At 72.6% G+C, this 15547-nt stretch carries 13 protein-coding genes; 10 read left to right on the top strand and 3 right to left on the bottom strand.

Annotated elements, in window-relative coordinates; all coding sequences use genetic code 11:
- Positions 1-189: 189 nt before the first annotated feature.
- The 5 genes from JWQ92_RS05185 (at position 190) to JWQ92_RS05165 (ending at position 5331) form a co-directional block, all read left to right on the top strand.
- Positions 190-570: a VOC family protein gene (locus tag JWQ92_RS05185; RefSeq protein WP_297343400.1), complete on the top strand. Its 381-nt coding sequence runs from the start codon at positions 190-192 to the stop codon at positions 568-570.
- 87 nt (positions 571-657) lie between these two features.
- Entirely contained in the window at positions 658-3138 is a 2481-nt protein-coding gene (locus JWQ92_RS05180; protein ID WP_297343399.1) for a molybdopterin oxidoreductase family protein, read from the top strand.
- Positions 3135-3593: a hypothetical protein gene (locus JWQ92_RS05175; RefSeq protein WP_297343398.1), complete on the top strand. Its 459-nt coding sequence runs from the start codon at positions 3135-3137 to the stop codon at positions 3591-3593. Before JWQ92_RS05180 ends, JWQ92_RS05175 begins: the two co-directional genes overlap by 4 nt.
- Entirely contained in the window at positions 3590-4141 is a 552-nt protein-coding gene (locus JWQ92_RS05170; RefSeq protein WP_297343397.1) for an HPP family protein, read from the top strand. The genes JWQ92_RS05175 and JWQ92_RS05170 overlap by 4 nt, the downstream gene beginning before the upstream one ends.
- A 74-nt stretch (positions 4142-4215) precedes the next feature.
- A complete protein-coding gene (locus JWQ92_RS05165; protein ID WP_297343396.1) occupies positions 4216-5331 on the top strand; it encodes a hypothetical protein in 1116 nt (371 codons plus the stop codon).
- Between the two features lie 66 nt (positions 5332-5397).
- On the opposite strand, the gene JWQ92_RS05160 is transcribed toward JWQ92_RS05165, so the two are convergent.
- Entirely contained in the window at positions 5398-6285 is an 888-nt protein-coding gene (locus JWQ92_RS05160) for an aminoglycoside phosphotransferase family protein (RefSeq protein WP_297343395.1), read from the bottom strand.
- Between the two features lie 75 nt (positions 6286-6360).
- Here JWQ92_RS05160 and JWQ92_RS05155 point away from each other — a divergent pair, with 75 nt between their 5' ends.
- The 4 genes from JWQ92_RS05155 to JWQ92_RS05140 are packed head-to-tail and all read left to right on the top strand — an operon-like array spanning position 6361 to position 11164.
- Positions 6361-7683 (top strand): MFS transporter, encoded by a 1323-nt coding sequence (locus tag JWQ92_RS05155; RefSeq protein WP_297343394.1) that lies wholly within the window; start codon positions 6361-6363, stop codon positions 7681-7683.
- On the top strand, positions 7680-9092 hold the full coding sequence (locus JWQ92_RS05150) for a four-carbon acid sugar kinase family protein (RefSeq protein ID WP_297343393.1): 1413 nt from the start codon (positions 7680-7682) through the stop codon (positions 9090-9092). The genes JWQ92_RS05155 and JWQ92_RS05150 overlap by 4 nt, the downstream gene beginning before the upstream one ends.
- On the top strand, positions 9089-10063 hold the full coding sequence (gene denD, locus JWQ92_RS05145) for a D-erythronate dehydrogenase (RefSeq protein WP_297343392.1): 975 nt from the start codon (positions 9089-9091) through the stop codon (positions 10061-10063). The genes JWQ92_RS05150 and denD overlap by 4 nt, the downstream gene beginning before the upstream one ends.
- A gap of 48 nt (positions 10064-10111) precedes the next feature.
- Positions 10112-11164 carry an aldo/keto reductase gene (locus JWQ92_RS05140; RefSeq protein WP_297343391.1) on the top strand — a complete coding sequence of 351 codons (1053 nt, stop codon included), beginning with the start codon at positions 10112-10114 and terminating at the stop codon, positions 11162-11164.
- Positions 11165-11244: 80 nt separating this feature from the next.
- Here the strand turns inward: JWQ92_RS05140 and JWQ92_RS05135 are convergent, their stop codons facing one another.
- Positions 11245-12189, bottom strand: a complete 945-nt coding sequence (locus JWQ92_RS05135) for an amidase domain-containing protein (protein ID WP_297343390.1) — start codon at positions 12187-12189, stop codon at positions 11245-11247.
- Between the two features lie 188 nt (positions 12190-12377).
- Here JWQ92_RS05135 and JWQ92_RS05130 point away from each other — a divergent pair, with 188 nt between their 5' ends.
- The gene (locus JWQ92_RS05130) at positions 12378-13610 is read left to right on the top strand and encodes an LCP family protein (RefSeq protein WP_297343389.1); all 1233 of its coding nucleotides are present in this window, start codon (positions 12378-12380) and stop codon (positions 13608-13610) included.
- A gap of 222 nt (positions 13611-13832) precedes the next feature.
- Here the strand turns inward: JWQ92_RS05130 and JWQ92_RS05125 are convergent.
- Positions 13833-15547, bottom strand: a 1715-nt coding sequence (locus JWQ92_RS05125; protein ID WP_297343388.1) for a glycoside hydrolase family 15 protein, incomplete at its 5' end; no start/stop codon positions are given.

Genomic DNA, 15547 nt, shown 5'->3' with positions numbered 1-15547 from the left:
GCGCGCAGCAGCTGCACGTCGCGCGCGCGGAGCCGTGCGGCACGCGCCGCCCGCACGGCGCCACCGCGTGCCGCCAGGCCGGGCACGATCACGACGCGGGGCATCCGGCGCAGTATCGCTGGGCTTCCTGCGACACCGACCGCCGGATCCGCGCTCGCCGGGAGGGGACACCGGCCTTAGCGTGGGCCCATGCGCGCGCCTGTGGTCCACGTCGAGGTCATCGGGCCGGACCCGGAGCGCCTCCGACGGTTCTACGCCGAGCTGTTCGGCTGGGACTCGCCCGCGGGGGCACCCGTCGCGCCCGAGGTGTCGGCGACCACCGAGTACGCGTTCATCCCGCCGGGCGACGCCGCAGCGAGCGTGCCCGTCGGCATCGGCGGCGGCGCCGGCTTCCCGGCGGGCGCGGTCTTCTACGTGGGCGTGCCCGACGTGGAACGCGCGCTCGCGAAGGCGGAGCGGTTGGGCGGCCGACGGCTGCTCGGACCCGTCGTGAACGCTGCGGGCGGGGTGATGGTCGGCCACTTCGCGGATCCCGCCGGCACCCGGATCGGCGTCGCCGCCCCCGCCTGACGCCCCCGGGGAACTCTCGACCGCGCTTCAGCGCCCTCCCCGACGACCGCGGGACCCTCCAGTGGTTGTAGCAGGGAAAGGGAAGCGATGGTCGATCGGATCGCCGACATCTGGGGCACGCGGACCGCGTTCGCGCGCGGCGAGCGCTGGCCGGTCCGGGTGGACCTGCGGCTCGCCGACGGCGTCACCGAGGCGGACGTCGACCGCTGGGTCGCCTCCGCCTGCGTGCTCTGCAGCAACGGCTGCGGGCTCGAGATCGCCGTCAAGGACGGGGAGATGGTCGGGGTGCGCGGCCGCGCGACCGACCTCGTCAACCATGGACGGCTCGGCCCGAAGGGCCTCTTCGCGAGCTGGCAGGGCGTGCGAAACGGGGACCGCCTCACGCGTCCGCTCGTGCGGATGGGCGGCGCGCTCGTGGAGACCGACTGGGACACCGCCATGGGGCGGATCGTCGAGCGCAGCAGGAAGCTGCTCGCGGAGAAGGGGCCCCTGAGCCACGGCTTCTACACGAGCGGCCAGCTCTTCCTCGAGGAGTACTACGCGCAGGCGATCATCGGGAAGGCCGGCCTCGGCACGCCCCACATGGACGGCAACACGCGCCTCTGCACGGCCACCGCGGCGGCCTCGATGAAGGAGAGCTTCGGCTCGGACGGCCAACCCGGCAGCTACAGCGACATCGACGAGTGCGACGCGATGTTCCTGTTCGGCCACAACATGGCCGAGACGCAGACGGTGCTCTGGATGCGGGTGCTCGACCGCCTCGCCGGCCCGAACCCGCCCCGCCTGGTGTGCGTGGATCCTCGCGAGACCGAGGTGGCGCGGCACGCGGAGGTGCACCTCGCGGTGCGGCCCGGCACGAACCTCGCGCTGATGAACGGCCTCGTGCGGGAGCTGTTCGCGCACGGCTGGATCGACGAGGAGTACATCGCCGCGCACACCGTCGGGGTCGGCGAGCTGCGCAGCACGGTCGCGCCCTGGACGCCGGAGCGGGTCGCGGACACCTGCGGCGTGGACCCGGCCGACGTGCGGCGGGCGGCCGAGATCTTCGGCACCAGCGACCGCGTGCTCTCCACGGTGCTGCAGGGCTTCTACCAGTCGTCCCAGGCCACCGCGTCCAGCTGCCAGGTGAACAACCTCCACCTGCTGCGCGGGAGGATCGGCACCCCGGGGAACGGCATCCTGCAGATGAACGGGCAGCCGACCGCCCAGAACAACCGGGAGGCGGGAGCCGACGGCGACCTCTCCGGCTTCCGCAACTGGGAGAACCCGGAGCACATCCAGGAGCTCGCCGAGCTGTGGGGCGTGCATCCCGACACGATCCCCCACTGGGCACCGCCCACCCACGCGATGCAGATCTTCCGGTACTGCGAGCAGGGCTCGATCGAGTTCCTCTGGGTCAGCGCGACCAACCCGGCCGTCTCCATGCCGCAGGCGCCTCGGATCCGGAAGATCCTCGAGAAGGAGGACCTGTTCCTCGTCGTGCAGGACCTGTACCTGACCGAGACCGCCCGGTACGCGGACGTCGTGCTGCCGGCGGCCGCGTGGGGCGAGAAGCAGGGCACCTTCACGAACGTGAACCGCACCGTGCACCTGTCGGACAAGGCGGTCGAGCCGCCGGGGGAGGCCCGCAGCGACCTCGACATCTTCCTCGACTACGCGAGGCGGATGGACTTCCGGCGCGACGACGGGCGGCCCCTGCTCGACTGGACCGGTCCCGAGGACGCGTTCAGGGCCTGGCAGGAGTGCACCCGCGGTCGCCTCTGCGACTACACCGGCCTCTCCTACGAGAAGCTGCGGGGCGGGACCGGCATCCCGTGGCCGTGCAACGACGAGCATCCGGACGGCACGAACCGGCTCTACGGCGACGGGATCTTCCCGACCGAGTACGACAGGGCGGAGTCGTTCGGCCACGACCTCCTCACCGGCGCCACCGTCGGCCCGCTGAAGTTCCGGGCCCTGCAGGCGAACGGCCGCGCGATCCTGAAACCGGCCGCGTACCACCCCGCGACCGAGGCGCCGGACGACGAGTACCCGTTCCTCTACTCGACCGGTCGCACCGTCTTCCACTTCCACACCCGCACCAAGACGGCCCGCGCCAAGCAGCTGAACCGCGCCGCGCCCTCGGCCTGGGTCGAGATGTCGGTGCCGGACGCGGAACGCCTCGGGCTCGGCGAGGGCGACCTCGTGCGGGTGGCGTCGCGCCGGGGGGAGATCGTGGTCCCGCTGCGCGTCGGCGACGTGCGGCCGGGGACCGTGTTCGCGCCGTTCCACTACGGCTACTGGGAGCAGGATCGATCGGGGCCGGGGGACCGGCCGACCGCCGCGAACGAGCTGACGGAGACCGAGTGGGACCCGGTGTCCAAGCAGCCCATCCTCAAGGTGGCCGCGGTGCGGATCGAGAAGGTCGCGGACTCGGTCGGCCCGGCGCCTGCGCCCACGAACACCGCGTCGCGCCCGGCCGACGCCTCGGCCGTGCGGCCTACGGCCGGCGGCCCGGATGCCGAGGTGGAGGAGCGGCCCCGCGAGACGGAGCCGCCGGCGGCCCCCGACGAGGGGGGCCGCCGATGAAGCTGCCGGTCTACCTCGGGATGCTGCAGCGGGCGGAGCAGGAGCTCGCGAGCTCCTTCCGTACCGTTGCCGACGGGCACGGCGACGAGCCGGACGTCCGGGCCACCTGCGAGCTGCTGGCGTCGCAGTGCGACGAGCACGTCGCGGCGATGCAGCCGCTCGTCGACCGCTACGGCTCGGAGCCGAGCGACGAGCCCGAGCGCCTGCATGCGGCCGCGCTCCCGCACCCGCGGTCCGGGCCACTCGCTCTGCTGCGCGACCTGCAGGACGTGCACCTGCTGGCTTCCTTCGTCGACATGACCTGGACGCTCGTCGGGCAGGCCGCGGCGGCGCTGCGGGACGAGGAGCTGCAGCAGGTGATCGCGGACCGGGAGGCGGAGACGCAGGTGCAGGTCGGCTGGTTGACCACCCGCATGAAGCAGGCCGCGCCCCAGGCGCTGGTGGTGGCGGGATGAGCCGGGCGGGGGCGGCGCCGCTCGACCGGTTGTCGGGCGGCCCGCTCGAGGGCGTGGTGCGGAACCGCCAGGGCGGCGCGCTGTACGCAGCGCTCGCGAGCCTGCTCGTGCTGGCGCTCGCCGGCGCGGTGGGGCTCGCGCTGAAGCAGCCGTGGCTCTTCCCCAGCCTCGGCCCGACCGTGATGCTGTTCTTCCAGTCGCCGCGTCAGCGGGCTTCTCGACCGCTGAACGCCCTCGTCGGGCACGGCGTCGCGCTGGTCGCCGGGGCGCTCTGCCTGGTGGTCTTCGGCCTGTCGTCCGCGCCGTCGGTGCCCGACGCGGGCCTCACCCCGCCGTACCTCGTCGCGGGCGCGCTCTCGGTCGCTCTCACCACCGCGATCCTCACCCTGCTCCGCCTCGAGCATCCGCCCGCCGGTGCCACCACGCTCATCGTGAGCCTCGGCATCATCCGGGGGCTGCCCGGACTGCTCTCGATGGCGGGCGCGGTCGTGCTCGTGGTGCTGGCCGGATGGACCATCGACCGCCTGCTCCTCGGCCGCCGCACCTGAGCGCTTCCGCTCGCCGAGTCCCCGACCCGAACGGGGGTCTGGATCGCCAGGGGCACGCACCCGAGGCTGCCCTGGTGGATGCGACGACCCGCGAGGCGCGCGACGCCGCACGCCTCCTCGCGGCGCCCGTCGACCGCTCGGCCGTGCGCGCCTACCGCCGCCACGTGCTCGCCGTCGACCCCGCATCCGGCGCCTCGCCCGCGCGCGTCCTGACGTCCCTCGCCGCCATCGTCTTCAGCTGCGTGGCGGGTCTCTTCACGGTCGCCGTCGCCGTCTTCCTCCTCTTCCTGGCCATCGCCGCCGTGCTCGGCGCCCTCGACGGGCTGTCCGCGACGGCGGCATGGTTCGCGCCGGTCGCTGCCGGCCTGGTCGTGCTGCTGACCTGGGTCGTCTGCCGCGCCCTGATCCAGATCCTGCGGCGCGACGTGCGGCTGCGGGCGCCATGGGTCCGACGCACGCGCCTGGCTCGCTTCGCAGCGGCGTCGGGGCTGTCCTACGTGCCCGAGGTGCGGGAGCCGCCGGCGATCGGGCTGCTCCTCGCCGCCGGGCGCCGTCGCCGGGTGACCGATCTCGTCGGCAGCGACGAGGGCCTCGGGTTCGAGATGGGCAACTACGAGTTCGCCGGCGCCACCGGCCAGGGCCGGTTCCGCCGGTTCGGGTTCATGCGGGTCGGCCTGCCCCGGCGGATGCCGCACATGCTGCTGCTCTCGCGGGCGAACCGCGACGGCTTCCGCCGCTCCACCCTGCCGTGGCGCCTCCCGACCGACCAGGTGCTGTCGCTCGAGGGCGACTTCGACCGGTACTTCACCCTGCACTGCCCGAGCCGCTACGAGGCGGACGCGCTCTACCTGCTCACGCCCGACCTGATGGCGCTGCTCATCGACCGAGCCGCGGAGTTCGACGTCGAGGTGGTCGACGACCACCTGCTTCTCGCCGCCAGGGGCCCGTTCCGCATGACGGATCCGCGCACGTACGCCCTCGCCTCCGCGCTGCTGTCCACCGTCGGCGTCTCGACGGCGAAGCGCACGGTCCGATACCGCGACGGCCGCGCGGACCGGCGCGACCGGATCGGCGACCGAGGCCGACGGCTGCGGTTCGGCGTCCCGCTCGTCGCCCGCCTCGTCGGCCCCGTCGTGCTGCTCCTCCTCCTCGTCCGCGCGGTCCTGGTCGTCATCGGCCTCGGGTCCTGAGACCCTCGCCCGCCGCGGGCCGGAAGGCGCGCGTCCAGGCTCCACGAGGAACCGGACGCGGCCGGGTCAGCGGGCGGCGTGCAGCACCAGGGCCACCGCGGCGTGCACCGGGTCGACGGCCTTCCCGTCGAAGCCCCACGCCACGGTCTGCGCCAGGGCCCAGCGGCGGCAGCGCTCGCGGTCGAGGCCGAGCCCGGCGCTCAGCCGGTCGAGGGCCGGGACGACGGCGGAGTGAGCGTGCCGGCCCACGTCCCGCAGCACCGGCGCGAGCCCGAAGGCGCGCTCGCCGATGAGGGGCTTCGGGTCGATGACGAGCCACGGCTCGCGCGCCGCGGCGAGCACGTTGCCGGCGTGGAGATCCTGGTTCAGGAGCACGGCCTCGTCCTGCTCCCCCGGCAGCTCGAGCAGCGCGGTGAGCGCTTCGTCGACGATCGCGCGAGGCAGGCCCGCTCCGCTCCGCTGCCAGGAGGCCTCGAGGTCGCCGGCCCACCGGGCGGCCTCGTCGGCGAGCGTGCCGACGCCGGCGGGGGCGCCGACCCACAGCCGGGGAAGCAGTCCCTCGAGCACGTCGAGCCGCACCGCCGGGGTCGCCTCGAGCAGCGAGGTGCCGGGCTCGCACCGCTCGAGCAGCAGCGCGCGGCGGCGCGGGTCGGACTCGAGGAGGCGCACGGCACCGTTCCCGTTCCAGGCCGCGAGCGCATCCGCCTCGGCGCGGCTCTCCCGATCCGGGAACTGCAGCTTCAGAACCGCCGGCACCGCCCCCGCCGTACGCACCCGGAGGGCGAGGGACGCGAACCCGTCGGCGTACGGGGCCTCGACCCGCAGCCCCCAGTCGGCGGCGACGGCCGCGACGAGGGCGGGCAGGCCGTCGAGCCACGCACGCCCCGCAGGATCCGCCCGGAGCCACGCGAGCGCGTCCGGCAGCACGACACCCCGGTTCCCAGCATCCGTCACGGGCCATCCCCCTGAACGTCCAGCCACGCTCCATACCGTTGCACTCGGCCAACGGAGTTGATGCAGGGAGGCATCATGGGCAACGATCTCGAGCGCGTGGAGCACGTCGGACGCGCACGATGGACCCGGCTGATCCCCGTCGCGATCATCGTCTACATCATCTCGTTCATGGACCGGACGAACATCGGGTTCGCCCTGAACGGCATGCACAAGGACCTCGGCATCGATGCCGCCCAGCAGGGGCTCGCCGCCGGGATCTTCTTCGTCGGCTACCTGGTCCTCCAGATCCCCGGAGGCCATCTCGCCGAGCACTGGAGCGCGAAGAAGTTCGTCGGCATCATGCTCTTCGTCTGGGGCGTCGTCGCGATCGCGACCGGCTTCGTGCAGAACCTCGGCGAGCTGCTCGTCGCCCGCTTCCTGCTAGGCGTCGCCGAGGCCGGCATCTGGCCGGCGATCCTCGTGCTCATCAGCCACTGGTTCCCGGCGGCGGAGCGGGCGAGGGCGTACGCGTTCTGGATGATGAACATCGCCATCTCGTCGATCATCACCGCGCCGCTGTCCGGCTGGATCCTCTCCTTCTCCGACTGGCGCTGGCTGTTCGTGATCGAGGGCGGGTTCCCGTTCGTGATCGCGGCCCCCCTCTGGTGGTTCCTCATCGCGGACCGGCCGAGCGAGGCGAAGTGGGCGTCCCCCGAGGAGACCGCCTACATCGAGGAGGCGCTCGCCGCGGACCGCGCGCAGGAAGGCGACCAGCCGAGGCTCGGGATGAAGCAGGTCGTGACGAACTCGGTCGTGCTGCGGCTGACGCTCGTCTACTTCCTCATCCAGATCGGGTTCTACGGCGTCAACATCTGGCTGCCGAAGGTCATCGGGGCCATCACGGGCGGCGTGCCGCTCGTCGTCGGCTTCGTGACGGCGATCCCCTACGTGCTCGCGATCGCCGGCCTCTGGTTCAACGCGCGGTTCGCGGACCGCAGCGGCCGGTACTCGACCCACGTGGCCCTGTCGATGGCGGTCGGCGCGGTGGCGCTCGTGATCTCGGTCGTCACCGGCGCTGCGGCGCCCGTCGTCGCGATCGTGTTCATCAGCATCGCGGTGGCCGGCTCGCTCGCCTACGACGGTCCGTTCTGGGCGTCGGGATCCCAGGCGATGCCCGCTGCGGTCGCGGGTGCCGCGATGGGGTTCATCAACGCCGTCGGCAACCTCGGCGGCTTCGTCGGGCCGTACGTGGCGGGGATCGCCCAGGATGCGAGCGGCGGCAGCTTCGTGGGCGCCTCGATCTTCCTCGCCGTCTGCCTCCTGGCCGCGGGCGCCGTGATGCTGACCCTCCGCCGCAAGGGCGACCGGCCGCAGGCTCGGAAGGCGGAGAGGGAGGCACTGGCAGGATCGGTGGGATGACCGACGGCGCCGCTCCCGCATCCGCGGCGCTCCCCGCCCGCGCCGTCCCCGCCGAGGCCGTGCGCGAGCGGCTGGCCGGGGCCCGGCGGCTCGTCGTCCTCGACGACGACCCGACCGGAACGCAGACGGTCGCCGACGTCCCCGTGCTCACGGCCTGGACCCGCGAGGATCTGACCTGGGCGCTCGAGCAGGGCGGCGCGGGGTTCTTCGTGCTCACCAACAGCCGCAGCCTCTCCCCGGCCGACGCCGCTGCCAGGAACCGCGACGTCGCCGAGGCGGCGCTCGACGCGGCGGATGCGCTCGGCGTCGGGATCACCTTCGCTAGCCGCAGCGACTCGACGCTCCGCGGGCACTTCCCCCTCGAGACCGATGTGCTCGCCGACGTCGTGCAGGACCACGGCCGACCGGTCGACGCGGTGCTGCTCGTGCCGGCCTACATCGACGCCGGCCGTGTCACCGTGGACGGCGTGCACTGGGTGGTGGACGGCGGGGCCTGGACGCCGGTCGGCGACAGCGAGTTCGCCGCCGACGCGACCTTCGGCTTCCGCAACTCGCGGCTCGCCGACTGGGTGGCCGAGAAGTCCGGCCGTCCCGCAGCGGTGACCGAGGTGCCGCTCACGGCCGTGCGCGGCGGGGACGGGGCGCTCGCGGCCGCGCTCACGGACGCCGCCGGATCGGTGGTCGTCCCCGACGTCCTCACCGACGACGATCTCCGCGCCGTCGCGGTCGCCGAGCTGGATGCCGAGCGTGGCGGGCGGCGCCTGCTGCTGCGTACCGGCCCCTCCTACGTGCGGGCCCGGCTCGGGCAGGCCGCGTCGCCGCCGATCGACGACGAGCGGCTCGCCGCGCTCGTGCGTCCCGGCAGCGCCGGCCTGGTCGTGGTGGGTTCGCATGTGGGCCGCACAACCCGGCAGCTCGAGCGGCTGCGCTCGGCGGTCCGCGGGACCGAGGTGGTGCTCGATGTCGGCGCCGTGCTCGAGGCCCCGGAGGCCGTCGTGACCGACCTGCGCGAGCGGATCCTCGCCGCCGAGGACGGCGACCTCGTCGTGCTCAGCACGACCCGGGCCCGGATCAGCGGCACGGACGAGGCCGACAGCCTCGCGATCGCCCGTCGCGTCAGCTCGGCGATGAGCCGGGTCGTCGCGGAGGTCGTGCAGCGGCGCCCGCCCGCGTTCGTGGTCGCGAAGGGCGGGATCACCTCGTCCGACACCGCCACGGTCGCGCTCGGCATCCGCCGCGCCTGGGCGCGCGGCACCCTGCTGCCGGGGATCGTGTCGCTCTGGGAGCCCGTCGACGGGCCGGCGGCGGGCTTGCCCTACGTCGTGTTCGCGGGCAACGTCGGGGACGACGACGCGCTCGCGACGGTGGTCGCGCGGCTCGTCGCCGCGAGCAGGAGGAGGAACGGATGAGAGTGCTGATCACGGGCGGGGCCGGGTTCCTCGGGTCGCTGCTGGCCCGAAGGATCCTCGCCGACGGCAGGCTGGCGGTCGACGGCGCGGCGGCGGCGCCCGTCGACGAGCTCGTGCTGCTCGACCTCGTCGAGCCGCCGGCTGACCTGGTAGCGGATCCGCGGGTCCGGGTGCGCATCGGCGGCCTGACCGATCGGATGCCGGAGGAGCCCGACGTCGACGTCGTCTTCCACCTGGCGGGCGTGGTGAGCGGCGCGGCCGAGGCCGACTTCGACGCGGGGATGGCGGGCAACGTCGACGGCACACGCGCGGTGCTCGAGCGCTGCCGCGCTCACGCGGTGCCGCCGGTGCTCGTGTTCTCGAGCTCGGTCGCCGTCTACGGCCAGGACCCCGCGATGCCGCCCGTCGGCGAGGTGGGGGACGACACCTTCCCGCGGCCGCAGACGAGCTACGGCACGCAGAAGCTCATCGGCGAGCTGCTCGTGGCCGACTGCACACGCAAGGGGTTCGTGCGCGGCCGTACCGTGCGTCTCATGACGGTCTCGGTGCGGCCGGGACGTCCGAACGCTGCCGCGTCCGGCTTCCTCTCCGGGATCGTGCGGGAGCCGCTCGCCGGGGTCCGTGCGGTCTGCCCGGTGCCACCGGACACCGAGGTCGTGCTCTCCTCGCCGCGGCGCACCCTCGACGGGATCCTGACCGCGGCGGCCGTCGACGCGTCGACGTGGGGGAGCCGCGCCGCCGTCACGCTCCCCGGACTCACCACGACGCCGCGGCTCATGGCCGAGGCGCTCGACCGGGTCGCCGGCCCCGGCACGAGCGACCTGATCGACTGGCGGGTGGATCCCGGCGTGGCGGCGATGGTCGCCACCTGGCCGGCTCGCATCCGCACCGACCGGGCCGCCGCGCTCGGGCTGCGGCCGGAGGACTCGTTCGACGACATCATCCGCGTCTACCTCGAGGACCTCCGCTAGCGGCCGTCGTCAGCGAGCTGCGAGCCGCGCATCCGTAGGCTCGTCCCCATGGAGTATCGGCAGCTCGGACGGTCGGGCCTTCGGGTCTCGACGATCACTCTCGGAACCATGGGATTCGGCGGCACCGGATGGGCGAGCCCCATCGGGCATCTCGACGTGGAGGGGGCGAGGCGGCAGATCGACATCTGCCTCGAGGCCGGCGTGAACCTCTACGACACCGCGGACGTCTACTCGAGCGGCCTGTCCGAGCAGATCCTCGGCGAGGCGCTCGGCACCCGCCGCGAGGACGTGCTCGTCGCCACGAAGGTGCGCGGGGACATGGGGGAGGGGCCGAACGACGCCGGCCTCTCGCGCCACCACATCGTCCGCGCGGCGGAGGGGAGCCTCCGTCGCCTGAGGACGGATCACATCGACCTCTACCAGGTGCACGAGTGGGACGGCCTCACGCCGCTCGACGAGACGCTCGCCGCCCTCGACGCGCTCGTCACGAGCGGCAAGGTGCGCTACATCGGGTCGTCCAACTACACCGCGTGGCAGCTGATGAAGGCCCTCTGGACGTCGGACAAGCACGGCTACGAGTCGTTCGTCTCCGAGCAGATCTACTACTCGCTGCAGGCCAGGGACGCCGAGTCCGAGCTCGTGCCGATCGCCCTCGACCAGGGGCTCGGCATCCTCGTCTGGAGCCCCATCGCCGGCGGCCTCCTCTCCGGGAAGTACCGGCGGGGCCAGGAGGCCCCGGAGGGCACGCGCCGGTTCGAGGGGTGGAGCGAGCCGCCCGTGCACGACGAGGACCGGCTCTACAGCACGATCGACGAGCTCGTCGCGATCGGCGAGGGCCACGGCGTCTCCGCCGCGCAGGTCGCGCTCGCGTACACGCTGGCGAAGCCCGCGGTGACCTCCGTCATCGTCGGTGCACGGACGGAGGACCAGCTGCGGGACAACCTCGCGGCCGCCGATCTGACGCTCTCGGCCGAGGAGCTGCGGCGCCTCGACGACGTGAGCGGCGTGCCCCTGCTCTACCCGTACTGGCACCAGGCGAACACCGGCAAGGGCCGCCTCGGGCCGGCGGACCTGAGCCTCCTGGAGCGCCACCTGCCCTGAGCAGGGGTCCTCGCGCAACCCGGCGCCGTTCCTGCTCCGGGTTGCGTTCCGACCGCTGGTCGAGGTGCGGGCGGTGCCGGCTACTTCTTCAGGTGCCAGAACTGGATGCGCAGGTTCTTCGTCATGTGGGTGGCGAAGTACTGCGTGCTGCCGCCGTACTGCGCGTTGTTCGTGTGGGCGACGTAGTAGATGTCGTGGTGCCCGTTCGGCATCGTCACGACCTTGGACACCACCGCCGTGTGCAGCCAGGCGCCCGGGTACTTCTTGCTGTCCCAGTTGAACTGCACGATGTCGCCGACGACGACCTGATCGCGCTCGGCCTGGTTGTAGCCGAGGTGCACGGCGAGATCCGTGCGCTTGTGCAGCCAGTTGCTCATCGCGGTGGATGACACCCAGGTCGCGCTGGCGATCGGGAGCTTCGTGCTCCGGGCCGCGCCGGAGTCGAACCACTGCGACGACTGCTTCCAGCCGCGGGCGAGCAGGGTCTGGCTGGTGAAGTTCGCGCAGTCGTTGTCGGTGATGTAGCCGAAGCGGGCGCTCGAGTTCAGGTTCCAGTGCGAGAAGGCGTACGCCATCTGCTTGTCGAGTCCGTTGGTGACCTTGTACGTGAACTTCACGAGCGTCGGCACGACGGTGCCGTCGTCCGAGACGAGCGAGATCGAGACGGCACCCGGCTGGTAACCGGGCGCGACGTCGAGGAAGAAGGTGGCGCTCGAGTCGTCCAGCACCGTGAGCTGCGTCGCGGGGGCACCGTTCACGTCCACCTCGACGAGGTGGGTGAAGTCGGATCCGAGGAGATGGATGATCCGGCTGGTCGCCGTGTGGCCGATCGCGTGGCCGAGCCCGGTGGCCCACGGCTCACCGGGGATCGGCGTCGGGACGGGCGCCGGGGTCGGCGCGGGCGTCGAGGTCGGAGCGGGTGTCGGGCCGACGGCCGCGGTGGCCGCCGTCGCCGGAACGGCGACGAGCGCGCACGCCCCGGCGGTCAGGGCGGCGGCGATGGAGACGATTCGGAAGGAGTGCATGAGTAGCGGTACGTCGATCTGTGTGGTGGGAAAAGGCAGAGGGACTCCGCAGCGAACCGTGACCGGTTCAGGTGAAACGCGCCGATAGGATTCGGTTTCCGGGCCCCTGATCGAACGTACTTGCGGGTCCCGAGGCTGGGGGTCCCCAGTGAGAGGCACGTTCCGACCCGGGAAGTGGGGGCAAAACGGTGGAAACACCCGCAATTCGCCCTCTTGCGCAGCACGGACGGCTGAAGAATGCCAATCCCGTCGCGTCGGTCGTCCGTCTCGTCGCGATCGGGCTCTGCGTGCTGCTCGTCTCCGCAGTGTCCGTGGGTGCGATCGCATTCACCCGGGTGGCGGGCGAGTTGAATGCGAACAAGGTCGACATCGGCACCGGAGGCGGTTCGGTGCCCACCATCGGTGCGTATTCGGGTGCGGTGAATCTGCTGCTCGTCGGCAGCGATACCCGGAACGGGCAGAAGGGCCATTACGGCGACAATCCCGGCAGCACGCTGAACGACGTGAACATCCTCATCCACGTGAGCGACGACCATTCGAAAGCCACCGTGATGAGCTTTCCGCGCGATCTCTACGTGAACGTGCCGGCGTGCGCGGATCCCGATCATCCCGGCCGGAACCTCCAGCCCGAGACGGACGTGAAGATCAACTCGACGCTCGAGTACGGGGGCGTGGGCTGCGTTCGCGACACGGTGGCCGCGCTCACCGGCATCTCCGTCCCGTACGCGGCCCTCATCACGTTCGACGGCGTGGTGGAGATGTCGAACGCGGTCGGAGGCGTACAGGTCTGCGTCGCCAAGGCGATCAACGACGACTACACGCAGCTGCACCTGTCGGCGGGCAGCCACACCCTGCAGGGCCCGACGGCGCTGAAGTTCCTGCGCACCCGGCACGGCGTCGGCGACGGCAGCGACCTCACACGGATCAGCTCCCAGCAGGTCTTCCTGTCGGCCCTCGTCCGCAAGGCGAAGAGCAGCGCGACGCTCACCGACGTGACCAAGCTCTACGGTCTGGCGAAGGCCGCCGCCAACAGCATGGTGCTGTCGTCGACGCTCGCGAACCTCGACACGATGGTGTCGATCGCGCGCGCGGTGGCACCGATCTCGCTCGACCGCTTCGTGCTGGTGCAGTATCCGACGGTCGTCTCCGGCGACGGCCTCACCCCGAACACGACGGCCGCGAAGGCCCTCGTCGACGCGGTGAAGGCGGACAAGACCCTGCGTCTCAGCACCAAGCAGAAGGGTGCGACCGACGGGCAGGGCTCGGTCGTGCAGGGCGGATCCACGGCCTCGCCCAGCCCGGCGCCGACCCCGTCGTCGTCCGCCCCGTCCGGCGACACGGTCGATCTGCCCGACACCGTGGTGGGGCAGACCGCCGCGCAGCAGACCTGCTCGGTCGGCAACGACCTGGGGTCCCGCTAGGGCTGCATCGACGGGTCGCCGGGTCGCCGGCCTCCCTCCGGCCCACCGGTCCGGCCGGGCGGCTCGGGATGAGCCCTGGCGCGACAACGGAGCTCGTCGACCGGCTGGAGCGCGCCGGCCATCCGCTGCGCGAGCGCGACCTGCGGGAGGTCGTGCGGCGCCATCCGCGCGGGCCACCGCCGCCTATCGGAGTGCGCCGTTCCCGACGACGAGGGCTGCGGCTCAGCGCCCGCCGGTCGGCAGCCGCTGCGGCGCGGCCTCCTCCCGCTCGGCCCGGCCGATCGCATCCGCCGTCCGGATGAGCGCGAGGTGCGACAGGGCCTGCGGGGTGTTGCCGGCCTGCCGTCGGTCGCGGGTGTCGTACTCCTCGCTCAGCAGACCGAGGTCGGACGAGGCGGCGAGCAGCCGGTCCATCATCGCCTTCGCGTCGCCGACCCGGCCGGAGCGGGCGTACTGCTCCGCGAGCCAGAAGCCGCAGGCGAGGAAGGGGTTCTCCCCCGGCGGCAGTCCGTCCGCCGACTCCCCCGTGCGGTACCGCAGCGGGAAGCCGTCCTGCATCAGGTCGTGCTCGATCGCCGCGACGGTCCCGAGCATCCGCGGGTCGTCGGGCGCGCAGTAGCCGACCTGGGGGAGCAGCAGCAAGGAGGCATCGACCTCTCCCGAGCCGAAGTACTGCGTGTAGGTGTTGCGGAGCGCGTCGAACCCGTGCCGCTCGATGTCGGAGCGGACCTCGTCGCGGAGGCGTTCCCAGCGGTCCGCGGGACCGTCGAGGCCGTGGTCGCGCACCCCACGGACGGCGCTGTCGAGCGCCGCCCAGATCATGGCGCGACCCTGCGTGTAGAGGTGCGGCTCGCCGCGCTCCTCCCAGAGGCCCTGGTCCTTCGTGCCGAGACGGTCCTCGAGGTACGTCATCAGCGCCCGCTGCAGCGACCACGACAGCGGGGTCTCCTCGATGCCCGCGGCGCGCGCCTCCTGCAGGGCCACCATCACCTCGCCGATCACGTCCGCCTGGTACTGCAGCGAGGCCGCGTTACCGACCCGCACCGGGCTGGAGCCCTCGTATCCGGGCAGGCTGTCGAGCTCGAACTCGTTGAGGCGCCGCTCCCCCGCGATGCCGTACATGATCTGCAGGTCCTCCGGATCGCCCGCGATGGTGCGCAGCAGCCACTGCCGCCAGTGGTCCACGACGTCCCGGTAGCCGTGCCGGACGAGCACGGAGATGGTGAGCGACGCGTCGCGGAGCCAGACGTACCGGTAGTCCCAGTTGCGCGGACCGCCGAACTGCTCCGGCAACGACGTCGTGGCGGCGGCGACGATCCCGCCCGTCTCGGCGTGGGTCAGCGCGCGGAGCACGAGCATGCTGCGCCGCACCGCGTCCTCGTAGGGCCCCGCGTAGGTGTTGCGGCGCGACCAGTCCGCCCACCAGCGGTGGGTGCGGCGCATGGCCATCTCGACGTCCAGCGGCGCGGGCGGCGCCTTGTGGGAGGCGTACCAGGTGAGCGTGAGGTCGACGGTGTCGCCCTCCCCCACCTCGAACTCGGCGATGTGCTTGGTGCCCTCCGCCTGCAGCTCGGGCCCGCGGACGACGACCGAGTCGGGTCCGGCCGTCGCCACGAGTGCGGGCGGACGCGCCGTGCGGTTCTTCATGACCCACGGGACGGCGCTCGCGTACCCGAAGCGGATCCGCAGCTCCTCCCGCATCATCACCCGCCCACGGATGCCCTGCACCCGCCGGACGAGGTTCGGCTCACCGTCGGTGCGCGGCAGGAAGTCCAGGACCTCCACCGCCCCCTCGCCGGTCTCCCACCGCGTGACGAGGGTGAAGTCGTCGCCGCCGTACCGACGGGTCGACGTCGCGCCGATCGCCTGCGGGGCGAGCAGCCAGCGCCCGTCGTCCTCGTCCCCGAGCAGGGCGCCGAACATCGATTGGGAGTCGT

The organism is Amnibacterium sp., from assembly GCF_025463795.1.
GTDB lineage: Bacteria > Actinomycetota > Actinomycetes > Actinomycetales > Microbacteriaceae > Amnibacterium.
This window is presented reverse-complemented; position numbering and strand designations above follow the sequence as displayed.

Excerpts from the sequence above, each read along its gene's own strand:
- JWQ92_RS05185 (WP_297343400.1), top strand. The coding sequence starts at position 190 with ATGCGCGCGCCTGTGGTCCACGTCGAGGTCATCGGGCCGGACCCGGAG.
- JWQ92_RS05180 (WP_297343399.1), top strand. The coding sequence starts at position 658 with ATGGTCGATCGGATCGCCGACATCTGGGGCACGCGGACCGCGTTCGCG.
- JWQ92_RS05175 (WP_297343398.1), top strand. The coding sequence starts at position 3,135 with ATGAAGCTGCCGGTCTACCTCGGGATGCTGCAGCGGGCGGAGCAGGAG.
- JWQ92_RS05170 (WP_297343397.1), top strand. The coding sequence starts at position 3,590 with ATGAGCCGGGCGGGGGCGGCGCCGCTCGACCGGTTGTCGGGCGGCCCG.
- JWQ92_RS05155 (WP_297343394.1), top strand. The coding sequence starts at position 6,361 with ATGGGCAACGATCTCGAGCGCGTGGAGCACGTCGGACGCGCACGATGG.
- JWQ92_RS05150 (WP_297343393.1), top strand. The coding sequence starts at position 7,680 with ATGACCGACGGCGCCGCTCCCGCATCCGCGGCGCTCCCCGCCCGCGCC.
- denD (WP_297343392.1), top strand. The coding sequence starts at position 9,089 with ATGAGAGTGCTGATCACGGGCGGGGCCGGGTTCCTCGGGTCGCTGCTG.
- JWQ92_RS05140 (WP_297343391.1), top strand. The coding sequence starts at position 10,112 with ATGGAGTATCGGCAGCTCGGACGGTCGGGCCTTCGGGTCTCGACGATC.
- JWQ92_RS05135 (WP_297343390.1), bottom strand. The coding sequence starts at position 12,189 with ATGCACTCCTTCCGAATCGTCTCCATCGCCGCCGCCCTGACCGCCGGG.